The sequence below is a fragment of the Pseudomonas sp. BT76 TE3572 genome, assembly GCF_050435365.1.
GTDB classification, from domain to species: domain Bacteria; phylum Pseudomonadota; class Gammaproteobacteria; order Pseudomonadales; family Pseudomonadaceae; genus Aquipseudomonas; species Aquipseudomonas fluorescens_W.
On record NZ_JBNDKE010000001.1, the window covers coordinates 3702735 to 3719620 of the forward strand.

Here is a 16886-nt window from a genome sequence, read left to right on the forward strand (position 1 = left end):
TCTAACTCTTCTAACGTTCAGTCAGGTCACCACTAAACTATGAGCAGCCGCCGCCCCGATCCGCTGGCGCAAGTCAGTGACTTTGATATCCGCTTGCTTCGGATCTTTCGCAGTGTGGTGGAGTGCGGCGGCTTCTCGGCAGCGGAGTCGGTGCTGGGGATCGGCCGCTCGGCCATCAGTCAGCAAATGAGCGATCTGGAACAGCGCCTCGGTTTGCGCTTGTGCCAACGCGGTCGCGCCGGTTTTTCCCTGACCGAAGAAGGTCGCGAGGTTTACCAATCGGCCTTACAGCTCTTAAGCGCGCTGGAAAGTTTCCGCACCGAAGTCAACGGCCTGCACCAGCATCTGCGCGGCGAATTGACCATCGGCCTGACCGACAACCTGGTCACCCTGCCCCACATGCGCATCACCCACGCCTTGGCGCAATTGAAGGAACGCGGGCCGGACGTGCAGATTCAGATCCGCATGATCGCGCCCAATGAAGTCGAACAAGGCGTGCTCGACGGTCGATTGCATGTCGGCGTGGTGCCGCAAGCCAGCGCGCTGTCGGGGCTGGAATATCAGCCGCTCTATAGCGAACGCTCGCTACTGTATTGCGCGGTCGGTCATCCGTTGTTTTATGTCGACGATAAACAACTGGATGACGAGCGCCTCAATAGCCAGGATGCCATTGCCCCGACCTTCCGTTTGCCCGCGGAAATCCAGGCCCATTACCAGGCGCTCAATTGCACCGCCAGTGCTTCGGACCGGGAAGGCATGGCGTTCCTGATCCTGACCGGGCGCTACATCGGCTATTTGCCGGACCACTACGCCAGCCTCTGGGTGCAGCAAGGCCGATTGCGTGCGCTGAAACCAACGGTGCGTTTTTATGACCTGAGCCTCGCATCAGTCACCCGCAAGGGCCGTCGCCCGCATTTGGTGCTGGAAAGTTTTCTGGAGAGCCTGGCTGCGACACGCTAGGTTTTATCGCGTCAGGACTTGTCTGATGCCTGTGGGTGCGCTATCAACGCACTGGTTGTACCCACCCACTTGTCCGGAAGTGCCTATGACCTTTGAAGTCCCCGCTCACGGCGGCAAACCTGCCAGCCGCATTCGTCAGAAGAACGAAGAGACCATCATCAAAGCCGCCGAAGACGAGTTCGCCCGTCACGGGTTCAAAGGCACCAGCATGAACACCATCGCCCTGAATGCCGGGTTGCCCAAGGCGAACCTGCATTACTACTTCACCAACAAACTCGGTTTGTACGTGGCGGTGTTGAGCAACATCCTCCAGTTGTGGGACAGCACCTTCAACACCCTGACCGCCGAGGATGATCCGGCGGAAGCGCTGACGCGTTATATCCGCGCCAAGATGGAATTCTCCCGCCGTCAGCCGCAAGCCTCGCGGATCTTCGCCATGGAAGTCATCAGCGGTGGCGAGTGCCTGACCGAGTACTTCAACCAGGATTATCGCGCCTGGTTCCAGGGTCGGGCGGGCGTGTTTCAAGCGTGGATCGACGCCGGCAAAATGGACCCGGTAGACCCGGTGAACCTGATCTTCCTGTTGTGGGGCAGCACCCAGCATTACGCCGATTTCGCCACGCAGATCTGCCGCGTCAGCGGTCGCACCAAGTTGACCAAGCAGGACATGGAAGACGCTGGCGACAACCTGATCCGTATCATTCTCAAGGGCTGCGGCCTGACGCCAACGATCTAAGACACTTATGCCTTTTACCCTCAGCGGTTTTTGCGAGTACCGCGAAGAGATTCGCAAAAGCCGCTTCATCACTTTCGCCGCGCCGATCAGCAGCCCTGCTGAAGCCCAGGCGTTCATCGAACAGCACAGCGATTTGAATGCCTCGCACAATTGCTGGGCCTGGAAGCTTGGCGACCAGTACCGCAGCACTGACGATGGCGAGCCTGGTGGCACCGCGGGCCGGCCGATTCTGGCGGCAATCGACGCGCAGGATTGCGATCAGGTCGCGGTGCTGGTGATTCGCTGGTATGGCGGCATTCAACTCGGCACCGGTGGCCTCGCCCGGGCGTATGGCGGCGGCGCCAACAAGTGCCTGCAAGCGGCGGCAAAGGTTGAACTGATCAGTCGGGTGCCGGTGAGTTGTGCCTGTGCTTTTGCAGAATTGCCGCTGGTGAAGCTTCGGGTGGCGGAACTGGGTGGATTGGTGGTGGAAGAAACGTTCACGGCCAACGGTGTAGACCTGCAACTGGCCATCGGCGAAAGCCAGATCGATACCCTGCAAACGCAGCTGGCGCACTTGAGCCGCGGACGCATTTTGTTGCAGCACTAATCGCACCAACAACGTTCACAGCCCTTTCGTCGAACCGGTGCATTTGCCCACATCTACTGTGCACCCGGCTGTGGATAACCTGAGCACACCCGGCTGTAACCCTTCTGTCATGCGGCTTTGCGGGCTTTGCTCACTTTTCGTCCAATCCGCCATCAAAAAAGCTAAATCCACGTAAAAACAATCAGTTAGCGTGGTTTATCACCTTTAGAAGAAAGCCACGCAGTGCTTATGCCCGAGCTTCGGGCTTGCGCACAAATACTGTGGAGCAATCTGTGGATAACCCGTTCATGGCTGTCGCCGCCCCATGCCCGGCATGGCTTGCCGTGGGTTGCTCGTTTTTTGACCAAACACCCTGAGCAAAACCGGAGCCCGATCAACGGCTTTGCCCTCAAGTGGTGCCAGGTTCGGGATCGACATAGGGCGAGGCGCTGTCCTCAAAGCCTTTATCTGTAACGCTTTTGATTTTTCCTGACTCAATGACCAGGAAATTGTTTTATCCACAGGCATCACTTCAATCGGCCCGAGCCTGTCATGCCCAACCCCGTGCCGATCCCCGATCCAACACCTCGTCTGCAATTGCTCAGAGCGCGGGCAAGCCTGCTCGCGAAAGCGTCCGAACAGGCAACACCTGAGCAACGCCCCACGCCAATTCAAAGAACAGGAAAATCACCAACAAAGAGCTGGCGCCATGGACCAGGGCATACAGCTGCCAAGCCGAAAACAGAAATCTGCCGACTGCGTCATACCGCCCATACACCTGCTGCGGATCACGAATCCGCAGCACCGCCCAAACACACACAATCGACCCCAACAGATTGGCCATCAGCAGGTGCACCGGCTCAAACGGCGGCAGCTCGCCAGGCAAGTTGAACGCCTGACTCACACTCAACAAAACGCCATGCAATGCCGCAAAACTCCACGGCGTGACAAACGCCACCATGACGATCAAGTCATACCACGCGCTACCCTTCACCAACCGGCGATATTGCGTTGAAGTCCACATCCTTCGTGCTCCATAAATTCAGGGAGCAACAAGGCTAAAGCCTGGAGTATGCTCCAGGGTCAAGCCCTCTCGAGATGTCATGATGCGCATCGGTGAATTAGCCCAGGCCAGCGCCGTCAGCCGCGACACGCTGCGTTTCTACGAGCAGCGCGGGTTGATTGCGGCGCAACGCAGCGCCAACGGTTATCGCGACTATCCGGCGGACATGGTGCAACTGGTGCTGTACATCAAGACCGCTCAGCGGCTGGGATTTACCCTCGGCGAGATCGGCAACAGCGTCGCCGCGTTATGGCACTCGCCCGATCCCGACAGCGCCGTCACGCAATTGCTGCAGGACAAACTCAAACTGATCGAAACCCGAATCGACGAACTCGGCGCGCTGCGTCAGGAGTTGCAGCAACGGCTCGGTCAACGTTGTCCATTGAATCCGTGATCCTCATTTATCAAGGAAGCCACTTATGTCTACGGCAAAAACCGCACTCATCATCGGCGCCTCCCGGGGCCTGGGCCTCGGTCTGGTGAAAACCCTGCTGGCCGACGGTTGGCAAGTCACCGCCACCGTGCGCAACCCGCAGAACGCCGAAGCCTTGCAGGCCTTGGGCAAGGTGCGGATCGAAAAACTCGACATGGACGACCAGCAGGCGGTCATCGCCCTGAGCCAACAACTCAAGGGTGAAGTGTTCGACCTGTTGTTCGTGAATGCCGGGGTCAAGGGGCCGGAGGTTCAGACACCGGGCGGCGCGACGCTGGCGGAAGTCGGGCAACTGTTTTTCACCAACGCCGTGGCGCCGATCAACCTGGCTCAACGCTTCGTCGGGCAGATTCGTCCGGATACCGGCGTACTGGCGTTCATGAGTTCGGTGCTGGGCAGTGTGACCATGCCGGATGCGCCGGAGCTGGCGTTGTACAAGGCCAGTAAAGCGGCATTGAACTCGATGACCAACAGCTTCGTCACTCAATTGGGCGAGCAGAAACTCACCGTGCTGTCGCTGCATCCGGGCTGGGTGAAGACCGACATGGGCGGTGAAGGCGCTGACATCGATGTGGACACCAGCACGCGCGGATTGGTCGATCAGGTGAACGCATACACCGGTAACGGCGGGCATCATTTTGTGAATTACCGAGGCGAAACCATTCCCTGGTAATCACCACCATCCCCCCTGTAGGAGTGAGCCTGCTCGCGATGAGGCAGTGTCAGCCACATCAATGCTGAATGACACGGCCTCATCGCGAGCAGGCTCACTCCTACAAGGATCATTCCAAACAGGGATTTGTGTTGTCTGGTCGGGCCGGGCTTGCCGACAAAGCGGTTTTGTTTGAAACTCCGCACCTCGTCCCCGCGACGACCCTGGATCAGCAGACAGGGTAATCACTGAGCTGGCTAACCTGAACCCCACTTTCAGAGGAGCCGGCCAACATGCCTGCGACCCGTACCTGGTTAAAAAATCCCCTCGCGATCTTCACTGCCAATGGCCTCGATGCCCGTGGCGGCCTGGTGCTGCAAGACGGTTTGATCGTCGAAGTGCTCGCCGCTGGCCAGCAACCGTCCGCGCCCTGTGGACAAGTCTTCGATGCCCGCGAGCATGTGATCCTGCCGGGACTGATCAACACCCATCACCACTTCTATCAAACCCTGACCCGCGCCTGGGCACCGGTGGTCAATCAGCCATTGTTCCCGTGGCTGAAAACCCTCTACCCGGTCTGGGCACGCCTCACCCCTGAAAAGCTCGCCCTCGCCAGCAAAGTCGCCTTGGCCGAATTGCTGCTGTCTGGCTGCACCACCGCGGCCGATCACCATTACCTGTTTCCACAAGGCCTGGAAAATGCGATCGACGTACAAGTCGAAAGCGTTCGCGAACTGGGCATGCGCGCCATGCTGACGCGCGGTTCCATGAGCCTCGGCGAAAAGGACGGCGGCCTGCCACCGCAGCAAACCGTGCAGGAAGGCGAAGTAATCCTCGCCGACAGCCAGCGCTTGATCGCCGAGTACCACGAACGTGGCGATGGCGCTCAAATCCAGATCGCCCTCGCGCCCTGCTCACCGTTCTCGGTGACCCCGGAAATCATGTCGGCCAGTGCCGAACTGGCGAACAAACTCGACGTGCGCCTGCACACTCACCTGGCCGAAACCCTCGACGAAGAAGACTTCTGTCTGCAACGCTTCGGCCTGCGCACGGTGGATTACCTGGACAGCGTCGGCTGGCTCGGCCCGCGCACCTGGCTGGCTCATGGCATTCACTTCAACCCGGATGAAATTGCTCGCCTCGGTGCCGCCGGCACCGGCATTTGCCATTGCCCGAGTTCGAACATGCGCCTGGCTTCCGGCATTTGCCCGACGCTGGATCTGACCGCTGCCGGCGCATTGCTGGGCTTGGGTGTGGACGGTTCGGCGTCCAACGATGCGTCGAACATGATGCTGGAAACCCGTCAGGCGCTTTACCTTCAGCGGCTGCGTTATGGCGCCGAGAAGATCACCCCGGAATTGGTTCTGGGGTGGGCGACCAAGGGGTCGGCGAGTTTGCTCGGGCGTACCGATATCGGTGAACTGGCGGTGGGCAAGCAGGCGGATCTGGCGCTGTTCAAGCTCGATGAACTGCGCTTCTCCGGCAGTCACGATCCGGTGTCGGCGTTGCTGCTGTGCGGCGCTGATCGGGCGGATCGGGTGATGGTCGGCGGCAAGTGGCGGGTGATTGATGGGCAGGTTGAAGGGCTGGATCTCAAAGGCCTGATCGCCAATCACAGTCAGGCGGCCCGGCAGCTAATCGCCGGAACCTGATTCAACACAAATCAAAACTGTAGGAGTGAGCCTGCTCGCGATAGCGGTGTGTCAGTCGACATTGAGGGTGTCGGACACACCGCTATCGCGAGCAGGCTCACTCCTACAGGGGATTTGTCGTGGGGCTAGAGACCCAGCAGCGACAACATGATGAATGTCGCAAACAACACAAAGTGGGTCATGCCTTCGATGGCATTGGTTTCGCCATCGTTAAGGTTGATCGCGCTGACGATCAGGGTGAGGAAGATCATCACCGTCTGCACCGGGGTCATTGCCATCTGGAACGGCTGGCCGGTGTAGAGCGCCATCGCTTCCATCACCGGCACCGTCAGGATCACCGTCGACAGCGACGCGCCCAAGGCGATGTTGACCACCGACTGCATGCGGTTGGCCAGAGCCGCCCGCAACGCCGTCAGAATCTCCGGCGCCGCCGAGATCGCCGCCACCAGGATCGCCGTGATCACCGGCGGTGCGCCCGTCCCTTCCAGGCCCAGGTCGAGGGTCTTGGACATCACTTCGGCCAAGGCGCCGATCACCACCACGCCGAACACCAATGTCCCGATACTCAGCCCCAGATTGATGGGCTCAGGTTCTTCGTTCGGGACTTTATTACGGCGTTTTTCCGGGTAGCTGTAGCTGAAGAAATAACTGTGCGGCCCGACCTGCATGCGCAGGAACAAGGCGTAAAGCACGACCATCGCACCAATGGTGAACGCCGAATAGAGTTTCCAACTGGCCTCGGGAATGAACTCCGGCACCACCATGGAAACGCCCATGGCGGTGAGGATCATCACGCTGTAGCTGCGCGCCGAGTCGTCGTTGTAGGACTGTTCGCCGTGCTTGAGCCCGCCCATCAACGCAGCGAGGCCGAGGATGCCGTTGATGTCGAGCATCACCGCCGAGTAAATCGTGTCGCGTACCAGGGTCGGCGAGGCTTCGTTGCTCATCATGATCGCCAGGATCACCACTTCCACCAGCACGGCGGCCAGGGTCAGGATCATCGTGCCGTAAGGGTCACCGACTTTTTCGGCCAGCAGTTCGGCGTGATGGGCGACGCGCATGGAGGCAACGACGATGAAGGCGATCAGCACCAGGCCGGCGGTCAGTGCAATGGGCTGACCGCTGTGCAGCATCCAGTGTTCCAGCGGATAGGCGACGATGGCGGCGAGCAGGGCCAGCAGCAGAAACTTTTCTTGCTTGAGGAGTGTGAGCATTGCGGGCCTTTTTTGCCGACTGAAGCGAACAGAGTGATGAGCTACTGACTGCGGGGCGGCACTAACGTTTCGTTACACCTTAGCGCACCAGTGGATGGCAGCCGTGCCAGCCTATGCACTTTTATCGGCCTCGCTCCCACATGACCTGCACAAATCCTGTAGGAGCGAGCTTGCTCGCGATGGCCGTTACACGGTCTCGAGCCATTTGTTGTCCTGTTGGTCAGCAACTTGCATTGGCCTTGCCAACCTCACAACAACATGGAGTTCCCATTCATGCTCAAACGTCCGTTGACGAAGCTGCTTTGCGCCGTCGCCGCAGCCATCGGTCTGAGCGCAAGCCTGACTGCCAGTGCCGCCGACCCGCTGAAAGTCGGCTTCGTCTACATCGGTCCGATTGGCGACCACGGCGGGACGTATCAGCATGAACAAGGGCGCAAGGCGCTGGCCGAAAAATTCGGTAATCAGATCACCACCAACTATGTGGAGAACGTCGCTGAAGGCGCCGACGCCGAGCGGGTGATCCGCAACAGGGTGTTCCAGCACACCGACAGCCCGGCGCCGATCCAGGCGGCCGAACGTCGCGGCGTGTATGCCGTGGGCTACGCTTCGGACATGGCGTACTTCGGGCCGAAAGCCGTGCTGACGTCCATCGTCAACGACTGGGGGCCGCACTACATTCAGGCGGCCCAAAGCGTGCTCGACCACCAGTGGAAATCGCAGGATTACTGGGGCGGGTTGAAGGAAGGCACAGTTGAACTGCCGATCAGCGATCTGGTGCCAGCGCCGGTGAGGGCCGAGGCAGAGCAGATCATTGCCGACATCAAAAGCGGTGCTTTCCATCCGTTCACCGGACCGATCAAGGATCAGGCGGACGCCGCGAAAATTGCGGCTGGCGCGACGGCCAGCAATGCGGAACTGGCGTCGATGAACTACTACGTTGAAGGCATGAAGGCGGACATCCCGAAGTAAATCCCGAGCCGAATACAAAACCCTGTGGGAGTGAGCCTGCTCGCGATAGCGGACTATCAGTCAACATGGATGTTGAATGTGACGGCCTCATCGCGAGCAGGCTCACTCCCACAATGAGTTTTCAGCGTTCTTGAGAATTGCCCGTTCTTCGCCGACTACGCCTATCGACGGGAACAGGAAGCGCTGTGATGAACCGGCTGGTCAGGTTTTGCTAATTGTTTCCACGGGCATCTGTAGAATGCTCGCCATCTGCACCTGATGAGAAAAGACTATGTACGACTGGCTGAACGCCCTGCCCAAGGCAGAACTGCACCTGCACCTTGAGGGTTCGCTGGAGCCCGAGTTGCTGTTCGCCCTGGCCGAACGCAACAAGATCGCCCTGCCGTGGAGCGATGTCGAGACCCTGCGCAAGGCCTATGCCTTCAACAACCTGCAAGAGTTTCTCGACCTGTATTACCAGGGCGCCGACGTGTTGCGCACCTCTCAGGATTTCTACGACCTGACCTGGGCCTACCTGTTGCGTTGCAAGGCGCAGAACGTGATTCACACCGAACCGTTCTTCGACCCGCAGACCCACACCGACCGTGGCGTGCCGTTTGAAGTGGTGCTCAACGGCATCGCCGCCGCGTTGAAGGATGGCGAGCAGCAACTGGGCATCACCAGCGGTTTGATCCTGAGCTTCCTGCGTCACTTGAGCGAAGAAGAGGCCGAGAAAACCCTCGACCAGGCGCTGCCGTTCCGTGATGCGTTTGTCGCCGTCGGCCTGGACAGTTCGGAGATGGGTCACCCGCCGAGCAAGTTCCAGCGCGTGTTTGATCGTGCCCGTCACGAAGGCTTCCTGACCGTCGCCCACGCCGGTGAAGAAGGCCCGCCCGAGTACATCTGGGAAGCCCTCGACTTGCTGAAAGTCCAGCGCATCGACCATGGCGTGCGCGCCATCGAAGACGAGCGCTTGATGCAGCGGATCATCGACGAGCAAATCCCGTTGACCGTGTGCCCGTTGTCGAACACCAAGCTCTGCGTGTTCGATCACATGTCTCAGCACAATATTCTCGACATGCTCGAGCGTGGCGTGAAAGTGACCGTGAACTCGGATGACCCGGCGTACTTCGGCGGTTATGTCACCGAGAACTTCGACGCGTTGTACACCCATTTGGGTATGACCCAGGATCAGGCCAAGCGATTGGCGCAGAACAGTTTGGATGCACGGTTGGTGAAACCTTAAGGCCGCCTTCGCGGGCAAGCCTCGCTCCTACAGGTTTTGCATCGTTCTTGAGACCGACGCTGTACCTGTAGGAGCGAGGCTTGCCCGCGAAGAACGATAACGCGGTGATTAATTGATGACCACCGGTTCGCTCAACTCCTCCAATGTCTTGCCCCGGGTCTCCATCCCGAACACCCACACTACCCCCGCCGCAATCGCAAAACACATCGCCCCCAGCGCAAACACCCCGCCCTGCCCGGTCATCGGGAACACCAGCCCGGTCACCATTGGCCCGAGCAACGAACCCACGCGGCCAATCGCCGACGCAAAACCCGAGCCCGTGGCCCGCGCTGATGTCGGGTACAACTCCGGCGTGTAGGTGTAAAGCACCGCCCACATGCCGAACAGGAAAAACTGCATCAGCAACCCCGACGCAATCAACAGGCTGACATTGCCGCCAAACACCGCGCTCTGACCATAAAGAAACGCCATCGCGCCGCCGCCGAGCATCGTCACCACGCACACCGGTTTACGCCCCCAACGCTCCACCAGCCAGGCGGCCATCAGGAAACCGGGAATCCCGCCGAGGGAAATCAGCACCGTGTAATACACCGACTGGGTCACGGCAAAACCCGACTGCTGCAGCAAGGCACTGAGCCAGGACGTCAGGCCATAGAAACCCAGCAAGGCAAAGAACCAGACGCTCCAGATCATCATCGTGCGCTGGCGGTATAGCGGCGACCAGATCTGCCGCAACGCGGAAAAGAAATGGCCCGGCGTACTCGCCACTCTCGGCAGGCGGATTGGCTCAGGCAACTCCGAACGTCCCAGAGAGGTCCGGACCCGATCTTCGATGCGCAGCAAGACCTTGTCTGCCACGTCATGGTGCCCGGCCTGTTCCAGCCAACGCGGTGATTCGGGAATGAAAAAGCGAATCGCCAGGACAAACACCGCCGGCACCGCCAACACCAGGAAGATGTCCCGCCAGCCAATCACTGGCAGCAGGAAGTACGACAGCACGCCGGCGGCGACGAAGCCCAGCGGCCAGAAACCGTCCATCAACGCAATGTAGCGCCCGCGCCGTTTGGCAGGGATCAGCTCCGAGAGCATCGACTGAGCGATGGGAAACTCCATGCCCATGCCGATCCCCAGCAGGATTCGAAACAACGTCAGCGTTTCGACGTTCTGCGCCGTGGAGCACAGATAACTGGCGATCCCCCACAACACGATGCTCCACTGAAACACCGGCTTGCGGCCGAAGCGGTCGGCCAGCATGCCGGACAGCGACGCCCCCACGACCATGCCGAAGAAGCTCGAACTGGCCAGCAACCCGGCCTGCGCCGTGCTCAGGCCAAACTCGGTTTTGATCGAGCCGAGCAAGAAGGTCATCATTGCCAGGTCCATGGAGTCGAAGAAAAACGCCAGGGCAATGATGATGAAAATGATTCGGTGATAACCGCTGATGGGCAGCCGTTCCAGTCGTTCTGCCGCGCTGAAGCCTCGTGTTTCCATGTCACATTCCCCCAATCCGAAAGTCCCCGGACGAGTGTGCGCGATAGCTGCTGGGGGTTACTGCTGGATGCGACCTGTTCGCAGCTCTAAACGACGCCCGAAGCTACGGACGTCGATCTCGATGCGTCTACAACGCCATTTCCAGCTCGGTTTCCTTGGCGAATCGATGGATTTCACGCTGCCCTGCGGCGGTGATCTGCAAGGCTCGCGAATCGTTGGGCAGGCTCAGCCAGCCTGACTGCATGAACAATTGCAGCAACGCCGCCCCCAGAGATCCGCCCATGTGCGGGCGTCTTTCGCTCCAGTCCGGACAAGCGCAGGCAACCCGGTTGTTGCGATGAGCCAGCGCCTGGATGAACACGCCCCGTGTCGCCAATTGCGTGGCGCCCTTGTGGGTGATCATGACCCGCTGATCGAACTGTTCGATCCAGCCTGCATCCAGCAGACGCTGGTAAAGATCGGCGGCAAGGGTGCCGCCCAAATGGTCGTCGCAAAGCCTGGCGCGCAAGAGTGACGAAGGTGCGGCCTGAGGTTTGGCGATGGGTGTCGTGCGCTTGAAAATGTCCGGGATTTCCCGAGGCGTACTGGCCAGGGTGGCGCTGGCCAGTGCCTCTATCGCGGCGCCCACTTCAGGCGCGGCAAGACGGAAGAACCGCTTGCGGCCGCGGACTTCGACTTTCAACAGACCTCCGGCAGACAAACGCCCCAGATGCGCACTGGCCGAAGACGGTGACAGGCCGGCCAACAAGGCCAGCTCTTCGGTTTGCCGTGCCGAGCCGTCCATCAAGGCCCACATCATTGCGCTGCGCTTTGGGTCAGCCAGCAACGTGGCAATCTGGCTGATGCAAGGTGCATGTTCCATGTATTCACTCCCTGTTGAATCGTTTCGTCTACTGCTCAGAGACATCTTGACCAGTAATGTGTCGTCGGCCAAGGCGAGGAAACCGCCATAAACCGGGCAAAGCCGGCCAATCGCACTGGCCATTGCTTCGCAGGTTTCGCAAAGCCACGGCGATTGACCATGGGGCCTGGCTGACTCGGACGTGGACTCGCCATGGCGAGATCGACGGTGCGTACATGAGGCGGGCGCTAGTATATGCGGGTTAACCGCCGGTTCCTGCCCTTGGGAAACCATTGGTGGTGATACTTCCTGAGTGAAATTTCGCTATTTGCCTGCGACTAATGATCGGTGCCCGATAACGTCGGAAATTGACTACTCAACCGGGCGCATCGGCTGGCGAGCATTTCCCGTAAAAGGTTCACCGGCTTACTCAATTGTGCGCGATGGGCGCACAGCAAATTCAGCGGTGCGCGCTCGCAGAGCAGTTCCGGCATGAGCACTTTCAATCGACCGGCCAGCACATCGGCCGCGACATCGAGCCAGGATTTGTAGGCGATCCCGGCGCCCGCCACCGCCCACAGCCGCACGACATCGGCGTCATCGCTGAAACGATCGCCGCTAACGGTCAGGCTGACCTCGCGTTTGCCATCGTGGAAACTCCAATGGTCGTGGACCCGGCTACCGAGCATGAACAGCAGGCAGTTGTGCTGAGCCAGTTGCTCCAGTTGCCGAGGCTCGCCATGCCGGGCCAGGTAACTCGGAGCGGCACACAGGACGCGGCGGTTCTGCGGGGCGATGGGCAGCGCCACCAGACTTGAGTCTTCCGGCTCGCCGTAACGCAGGGCGATGTCCACCGGTTGGCGGAACAGGTCGGCGATGCGGTCGCCCAGCAGCAAACGCACCGTGAGCTTCGGATGCTCTCGCTGAAACTCGTCCAGCCAAGGCAGCAGCAAGTTGCGGCCAAAGTCCGAAGGCGCCGACAGCTGCAAAATCCCGCTGACCTGGTCCTGACCGCTGGCCAATAAACGGCGGCCCTCATCGAGATTGCTCAAGGCGGCCCGAGCGTATTCGAGAAACCCCTCGCCTTCAGCGGTCAGCCGCAGGCTACGGGTAGAACGGGCGAGCAATCGGGCGCCGAGCTGCTGTTCGATGCGCTTCAACGCTGCACTGGCTACTGCGGCCGACATGTCCATCCCGCGCGCCGCCGCTGACAGACTGCCCAGGTCGGCCGCCCGGACAAACAACTGCAAGTCATCGAAACGCAGCATTCTTTAGCCTCGATTATCAAAAAAATATTGAAAGAGACTGCTCTTTTAGCGGGTTTTATCTTGCAGAGAAATAGCCAATCATCCGTCCCATCGAATTCATCCCGTTCCCGGAGCCGAACATGTCCCAGCCTTTCACCGCTATCGCCACCCTCATCGCCAAACCCGGTCAGCAGGACGCCCTCGAACAGCATTTGCGAGCGCTGCTGGAACCGACCCGCGCCGAGGCCGGTTGCGGCCAATACGACTTGCACCAGGACCTCGCCAATCCACATGCCTTCTACATGATCGAAAAGTGGAGCAGCGACGAGGCCCTGCAAGCCCATGACGCCAGCGCGCATATCCAGAACTTCCGCGCCAAAGCTGGCGACTTTCTCGAACATTTCGACCTCAAGCGCCTGCGCGCCATCGTCTGATTTCTTCCTTCTTTATTACTGTTCAGGAGCCCCAATGAAAGCCATCGCCTACTACGCCTCGTTGCCCATCAACGACGCAAACTCGCTGCAAGACATCGAATTGCCAGAACCGGTTGCCGGCCCGCGTGACCTGTTGGTAGAAGTCAAAGCCATCTCGGTCAACCCGGTGGACACCAAGGTCCGTCAGAACGTCCAGCCTGAACCGGGCGCGCCGAAAGTGCTGGGCTGGGACGTGGCCGGTGTGGTCAAAGCCGTCGGCAGTGAAGTCACGCTGTTCAAGGCCGGCGACAAAGTGTTCTACGCCGGCTCCATCGCCCGCGCAGGCGGCAACAGCGAACTGCATGTGGTCGATGAGCGGATCGTCGGCCATATGCCGAAAACCCTCGATTTCGCCGAAGCCGCCGCGCTGCCGCTGACCGCTATCACCGCGTGGGAATTACTCTTCGAGCGTCTGCAAGTGCGTGAAGGCAAAACCGATGAAGGCCAGAGCCTTTTGATCGTCGGTGCCGCCGGCGGTGTGGGGTCGATCCTCACGCAACTGGCCAGCCAGCTCACCGGACTGAACGTCATCGGCACCGCTTCCCGCCCGCAAACCCAGAGCTGGGTGCGTGAGCTGGGTGCTGACCTGGTGATCGATCACAGCCAGCCGTTGAGCGAAGAACTCAAACGCGCGGGTGTCGATCAGGTGACCCACGTCGCTAGCCTGACCCAGACCGATCACCACCTGGATCAGTTGATCGAGGCACTGGCACCGCAAGGCAAACTGGCCCTGATCGATGATCCGAAGGCGCTGGACGTGACCAAGCTCAAGCGCAAGAGCCTGTCGCTGCACTGGGAGTTCATGTACACCCGCTCGCTGTTCGAAACCGCGGACATGATCGAGCAGCACAAACTGCTCAACCGCGTGGCTGAGCTGATCGACGCCGGGACGCTGAAGACCACGGTCGGCGAGCATTTCGGGACCATCAACGCGGCGAACCTGCGCCGCGCCCATGAGCTGCTCGAAAGTGGCAAATCCAAGGGTAAGATTGTGCTCGAAGGGTTCTGAAACAAACTGACACAGTTGTCGCCCAGATGGGCGACACCGTCAGTCCGAAGGTTGACCGTTGTCACAATTGCGATCGTATTCGGGTCTACAATCGTGAAGCTCTGTGACGCATTCCTTTAAGTGACATCTTTTACGAGAGGAGAGATCAGCAATGAAGATCCTGATAAAAGAACTGGCAAAATCCCAGTGGCAGGTCCGTCTGGACCAACACGTCGTCACATTCCGCAGCGAAGCCGAAGCTCGCGCTTTCACCCGCACCCTTGAAGCGCGACTGCAAGCCCCTCATCAGATTACTGAACACCAGCAGCAGCGCGCTGCTGGCTGAGTCCATCCTCAGACCTGGGCTTGCGCCAGCGCCCGGGCATTTTGCAAACGCCGGGTGAGCATCGCCACGCTCACCACCAGAACTCCGCACAGGCTGATGACCATGGCCATCGGCATGGCGCTGCCGTCGTGTAAAACACCTACCAGTGCTGCGGCCCCGGCGGCGACGCTGAATTGCAGGCAACCGAGCATCGCCGACGCACTGCCGGCCCGCGCGCCCTGCCCGTTCATCGCGCAGGCCGAGGCGTTCGGAAGGATGCAGCCGAGGCTGGCGATGCAGACAAACAGCGGAATCAGCAACGGCCATAGCTGCGCGGTGTGCAGCGAACTGACGGCCAGCAGCGCCAGACCGCCGCCGACGTAGATCCACACGGTGCGCGACAGCAGAAACGCCGGGCCACGCTTGGCCAGCAGTCGCGCGTTGAGCTGCGCCACCAGAATGAAGCCCGCCGCGTTGGTACCGAACAGCCAACCGAAATGCTCGGGCGGCACGCCATACAGCTTGATGAAGACGAACGGTGAACCGGCGATGTAGGCAAACATCCCGGCGATGGCGATGCCGCCGGTCAAGGCGTGGCCGAGGAACACTGGATCCGACAACAGTCGACCGTACTGACGCAACGCGCCCGACAACGGTTGACGCGGCACATGGGCCGGCAGACTTTCCGGCAACCCGAGCGCCACGGCCAACCCTGCCAGCGCACTGAAACCGGTCAACGCGAGAAAGATCGACTGCCAGCCCGTGGTGTTGACCAACAGCCCGCCCAGCATCGGCGCAAGAATCGGCGCCAGGCCCATCACCAGCATCAGCTGCGAAAAGACCTTCGCCGAACCCACCGCATCGCATTTATCGCTGACAATCGCCCGCGCGATCACCATCCCCGCGCACCCGCCCAACGCCTGAACGAAACGTGCGCCGATCAGCCATTCGAGGTTCGGCGCATAGGCGCAGGCCAAGGAAGCCGCAGTGAACAAGCCGACACCGGTCAGCAAGGGAATGCGGCGCCCAAAGCGATCCGCCACCGGGCCGTAAGCCAGTTGACCGATGGACAAACCGAGGAAATACGCCGCCAGGGTCAGCTGAACGTGTTTTTCATCGGTGGCGAAGGCGAGCGCCATCGCCGGGAAGGCCGGCAGATAGAAATCGATCGCCAGCGGACCGAAGGCGCTCAAGGCGCCAAGAATCAAAATGGAACGGAAATTCATCAGGCATCCAGTTGGACAGGGGGCGGCAGCCCCACAGTCTAGCCGCGCATGGACGCCTTGAACATTCCGTTAGGTCGCTAACTATTAAAAAGCTTCAGGCGACTTTCGCCTTGTAGCCCTCTTCGGTGATCACCGCGATCACCTGATCCGCCGACAAAGCGCTCTCGACGCCGACTTCTTTCGCGGCCAGATCGATATGCACGCTGGCCGCAGGATCCTTGGCTTGCAGCGCCTGGGTGATGGCTTTGACGCAGTGACCACAAGACATACCTTGAACGTTGAACACTTGCATGGGGTGACTCCTTTCGTGAAGTTGTGTGCAGTCTCGAGCTTGCCACCGTGGCAAGGTCAAGTTCTGAACTGCGCTGCCGGGCTGGCAATCGGCGTCTCGCTCGGCCAAGCTGCGTCCATCAATGACTCGACATCAGGAGATTCAGCCATGCGCTGGTCAGCTCTCAGCCTGTTTGGCTTTCTCAGCCTATTGGCCGCGACACCTTCAGTTCAAGCCGCCGGGGAGGACTATGGCGTACTGATCATTTCCCGCGAGCGCCTGGAAGTCGCGACCTCCTGCGAGATCGGCGTGTACATTCACGATCAGCTGTCGGCGCGGTTATTCCAGGAGCAAAGCACCTCGTTCAACCTGCCGCCGGGTAATGTTTCCTTGCGTCTCAAGCTGCTGCCGGGCCAGGCGCCGGGTTGCAACCCGGGCATGCTTGCACCGGGTTCGCAGAACATCACGCTCAAGGCCGGTGATGTGTTGAAGTTCCGGATTGCGATGACGCAGGAAGGGATGTACCTGAAACCCACTGCCCTAGAATATTAA

At 59.9% G+C, this 16886-nt stretch carries 19 protein-coding genes; 12 read left to right on the forward strand and 7 right to left on the reverse strand.

Annotated elements, in window-relative coordinates; genetic code table 11:
• The first annotated feature begins 39 nt into the window (after positions 1-39).
• From ABH912_RS16875 to ABH912_RS16885, 3 genes are all read left to right on the forward strand, one after another.
• Positions 40-960, forward strand: a complete 921-nt coding sequence (locus ABH912_RS16875) for a LysR family transcriptional regulator (protein WP_033059482.1) — start codon at positions 40-42, stop codon at positions 958-960.
• 85 nt (positions 961-1045) lie between these two features.
• Positions 1046-1696, forward strand: coding sequence for a TetR/AcrR family transcriptional regulator (locus ABH912_RS16880; RefSeq protein ID WP_033059484.1), 651 nt, complete (start codon positions 1046-1048; stop codon positions 1694-1696).
• Positions 1697-1703: 7 nt separating this feature from the next.
• Positions 1704-2285 carry an IMPACT family protein gene (locus tag ABH912_RS16885; protein ID WP_429511175.1) on the forward strand — a complete coding sequence of 194 codons (582 nt, stop codon included), beginning with the start codon at positions 1704-1706 and terminating at the stop codon, positions 2283-2285.
• Positions 2286-2865: 580 nt separating this feature from the next.
• On the opposite strand, the gene ABH912_RS16890 is transcribed toward ABH912_RS16885, so the two are convergent.
• Positions 2866-3288, reverse strand: a complete 423-nt coding sequence (locus ABH912_RS16890) for a hypothetical protein (RefSeq protein WP_429511176.1) — start codon at positions 3286-3288, stop codon at positions 2866-2868.
• Between the two features lie 82 nt (positions 3289-3370).
• Here ABH912_RS16890 and ABH912_RS16895 point away from each other — a divergent pair, with 82 nt between their 5' ends.
• From ABH912_RS16895 to ABH912_RS16905, 3 genes are all read left to right on the forward strand, one after another.
• Positions 3371-3721 carry a MerR family transcriptional regulator gene (locus tag ABH912_RS16895; protein ID WP_033059605.1) on the forward strand — a complete coding sequence of 117 codons (351 nt, stop codon included), beginning with the start codon at positions 3371-3373 and terminating at the stop codon, positions 3719-3721.
• A gap of 25 nt (positions 3722-3746) precedes the next feature.
• Positions 3747-4433, forward strand: a complete 687-nt coding sequence (locus tag ABH912_RS16900; RefSeq protein WP_429511177.1) for an SDR family oxidoreductase — start codon at positions 3747-3749, stop codon at positions 4431-4433.
• Between the two features lie 272 nt (positions 4434-4705).
• Positions 4706-6064, forward strand: a complete 1359-nt coding sequence (locus ABH912_RS16905) for an 8-oxoguanine deaminase (RefSeq protein WP_033059493.1) — start codon at positions 4706-4708, stop codon at positions 6062-6064.
• Between the two features lie 125 nt (positions 6065-6189).
• Here ABH912_RS16905 and ABH912_RS16910 read toward each other — a convergent pair whose 3' ends face one another.
• Positions 6190-7278, reverse strand: a complete 1089-nt coding sequence (locus ABH912_RS16910; RefSeq protein ID WP_429511178.1) for a calcium:proton antiporter — start codon at positions 7276-7278, stop codon at positions 6190-6192.
• A gap of 273 nt (positions 7279-7551) precedes the next feature.
• Between ABH912_RS16910 and ABH912_RS16915 the strand changes: the two genes are divergently transcribed.
• Together ABH912_RS16915 and ABH912_RS16920 are read left to right on the forward strand one after the other, a co-directional pair.
• On the forward strand, positions 7552-8247 hold the full coding sequence (locus ABH912_RS16915; RefSeq protein ID WP_429511179.1) for a BMP family ABC transporter substrate-binding protein: 696 nt from the start codon (positions 7552-7554) through the stop codon (positions 8245-8247).
• A 271-nt stretch (positions 8248-8518) separates the two neighbouring features.
• Positions 8519-9472, forward strand: coding sequence for an adenosine deaminase (locus tag ABH912_RS16920; RefSeq protein ID WP_429511180.1), 954 nt, complete (start codon positions 8519-8521; stop codon positions 9470-9472).
• Positions 9473-9580: 108 nt separating this feature from the next.
• Here the strand turns inward: ABH912_RS16920 and ABH912_RS16925 are convergent, their stop codons facing one another.
• From ABH912_RS16925 to ABH912_RS16935, 3 genes are all read right to left on the reverse strand, one after another.
• A complete protein-coding gene (locus ABH912_RS16925) occupies positions 9581-10963 on the reverse strand; it encodes an MFS transporter (protein WP_033059499.1) in 1383 nt (460 codons plus the stop codon).
• A gap of 127 nt (positions 10964-11090) precedes the next feature.
• The gene (locus tag ABH912_RS16930) at positions 11091-11825 is read right to left on the reverse strand and encodes an ArsR/SmtB family transcription factor (protein WP_033059501.1); all 735 of its coding nucleotides are present in this window, start codon (positions 11823-11825) and stop codon (positions 11091-11093) included.
• 317 nt (positions 11826-12142) lie between these two features.
• Positions 12143-13072 (reverse strand): LysR family transcriptional regulator, encoded by a 930-nt coding sequence (locus ABH912_RS16935; RefSeq protein WP_033059503.1) that lies wholly within the window; start codon positions 13070-13072, stop codon positions 12143-12145.
• Between the two features lie 119 nt (positions 13073-13191).
• On the opposite strand from ABH912_RS16935, the gene ABH912_RS16940 reads away from it, so the two are divergent.
• The 3 genes from ABH912_RS16940 to ABH912_RS16950 all read left to right on the forward strand — a co-directional run bounded on the left by ABH912_RS16940 (position 13192) and on the right by ABH912_RS16950 (position 14858).
• A complete protein-coding gene (locus tag ABH912_RS16940; protein WP_429511181.1) occupies positions 13192-13485 on the forward strand; it encodes a putative quinol monooxygenase in 294 nt (97 codons plus the stop codon).
• A 34-nt stretch (positions 13486-13519) separates the two neighbouring features.
• Complete coding sequence (locus tag ABH912_RS16945) at positions 13520-14533, forward strand: zinc-binding alcohol dehydrogenase family protein (RefSeq protein ID WP_429511182.1); 1014 nt, start codon at positions 13520-13522, stop codon at positions 14531-14533.
• A 151-nt stretch (positions 14534-14684) separates the two neighbouring features.
• Positions 14685-14858, forward strand: a complete 174-nt coding sequence (locus ABH912_RS16950; protein ID WP_197281765.1) for a hypothetical protein — start codon at positions 14685-14687, stop codon at positions 14856-14858.
• Positions 14859-14866: 8 nt separating this feature from the next.
• On the opposite strand, the gene ABH912_RS16955 is transcribed toward ABH912_RS16950, so the two are convergent.
• Positions 14867-16063, reverse strand: coding sequence for a multidrug effflux MFS transporter (locus tag ABH912_RS16955; RefSeq protein WP_429511183.1), 1197 nt, complete (start codon positions 16061-16063; stop codon positions 14867-14869).
• Positions 16064-16157: 94 nt separating this feature from the next.
• Positions 16158-16355 (reverse strand): heavy-metal-associated domain-containing protein, encoded by a 198-nt coding sequence (locus ABH912_RS16960; protein WP_429511184.1) that lies wholly within the window; start codon positions 16353-16355, stop codon positions 16158-16160.
• A gap of 147 nt (positions 16356-16502) precedes the next feature.
• On the opposite strand from ABH912_RS16960, the gene ABH912_RS16965 reads away from it, so the two are divergent.
• On the forward strand, positions 16503-16886 hold the full coding sequence (locus tag ABH912_RS16965; protein WP_033059512.1) for a hypothetical protein: 384 nt from the start codon (positions 16503-16505) through the stop codon (positions 16884-16886).

What these genes read in the sequence shown, in the direction of transcription:
- ABH912_RS16960 (WP_429511184.1), bottom strand. Translation starts at nt 16,355, where the DNA reads ATGCAAGTGTTCAACGTTCAAGGTATGTCTTGTGGTCACTGCGTCAAA.
- ABH912_RS16880 (WP_033059484.1), top strand. Translation starts at nt 1,046, where the DNA reads ATGACCTTTGAAGTCCCCGCTCACGGCGGCAAACCTGCCAGCCGCATT.
- ABH912_RS16940 (WP_429511181.1), top strand. Translation starts at nt 13,192, where the DNA reads ATGTCCCAGCCTTTCACCGCTATCGCCACCCTCATCGCCAAACCCGGT.
- ABH912_RS16950 (WP_197281765.1), top strand. Translation starts at nt 14,685, where the DNA reads ATGAAGATCCTGATAAAAGAACTGGCAAAATCCCAGTGGCAGGTCCGT.
- ABH912_RS16905 (WP_033059493.1), top strand. Translation starts at nt 4,706, where the DNA reads ATGCCTGCGACCCGTACCTGGTTAAAAAATCCCCTCGCGATCTTCACT.
- ABH912_RS16935 (WP_033059503.1), bottom strand. Translation starts at nt 13,072, where the DNA reads ATGCTGCGTTTCGATGACTTGCAGTTGTTTGTCCGGGCGGCCGACCTG.
- ABH912_RS16875 (WP_033059482.1), top strand. Translation starts at nt 40, where the DNA reads ATGAGCAGCCGCCGCCCCGATCCGCTGGCGCAAGTCAGTGACTTTGAT.
- ABH912_RS16890 (WP_429511176.1), bottom strand. Translation starts at nt 3,288, where the DNA reads ATGTGGACTTCAACGCAATATCGCCGGTTGGTGAAGGGTAGCGCGTGG.
- ABH912_RS16955 (WP_429511183.1), bottom strand. Translation starts at nt 16,063, where the DNA reads ATGAATTTCCGTTCCATTTTGATTCTTGGCGCCTTGAGCGCCTTCGGT.
- ABH912_RS16920 (WP_429511180.1), top strand. Translation starts at nt 8,519, where the DNA reads ATGTACGACTGGCTGAACGCCCTGCCCAAGGCAGAACTGCACCTGCAC.
- ABH912_RS16965 (WP_033059512.1), top strand. Translation starts at nt 16,503, where the DNA reads ATGCGCTGGTCAGCTCTCAGCCTGTTTGGCTTTCTCAGCCTATTGGCC.
- ABH912_RS16900 (WP_429511177.1), top strand. Translation starts at nt 3,747, where the DNA reads ATGTCTACGGCAAAAACCGCACTCATCATCGGCGCCTCCCGGGGCCTG.
- ABH912_RS16930 (WP_033059501.1), bottom strand. Translation starts at nt 11,825, where the DNA reads ATGGAACATGCACCTTGCATCAGCCAGATTGCCACGTTGCTGGCTGAC.
- ABH912_RS16925 (WP_033059499.1), bottom strand. Translation starts at nt 10,963, where the DNA reads ATGGAAACACGAGGCTTCAGCGCGGCAGAACGACTGGAACGGCTGCCC.
- ABH912_RS16915 (WP_429511179.1), top strand. Translation starts at nt 7,552, where the DNA reads ATGCTCAAACGTCCGTTGACGAAGCTGCTTTGCGCCGTCGCCGCAGCC.
- ABH912_RS16895 (WP_033059605.1), top strand. Translation starts at nt 3,371, where the DNA reads ATGCGCATCGGTGAATTAGCCCAGGCCAGCGCCGTCAGCCGCGACACG.
- ABH912_RS16910 (WP_429511178.1), bottom strand. Translation starts at nt 7,278, where the DNA reads ATGCTCACACTCCTCAAGCAAGAAAAGTTTCTGCTGCTGGCCCTGCTC.
- ABH912_RS16945 (WP_429511182.1), top strand. Translation starts at nt 13,520, where the DNA reads ATGAAAGCCATCGCCTACTACGCCTCGTTGCCCATCAACGACGCAAAC.
- ABH912_RS16885 (WP_429511175.1), top strand. Translation starts at nt 1,704, where the DNA reads ATGCCTTTTACCCTCAGCGGTTTTTGCGAGTACCGCGAAGAGATTCGC.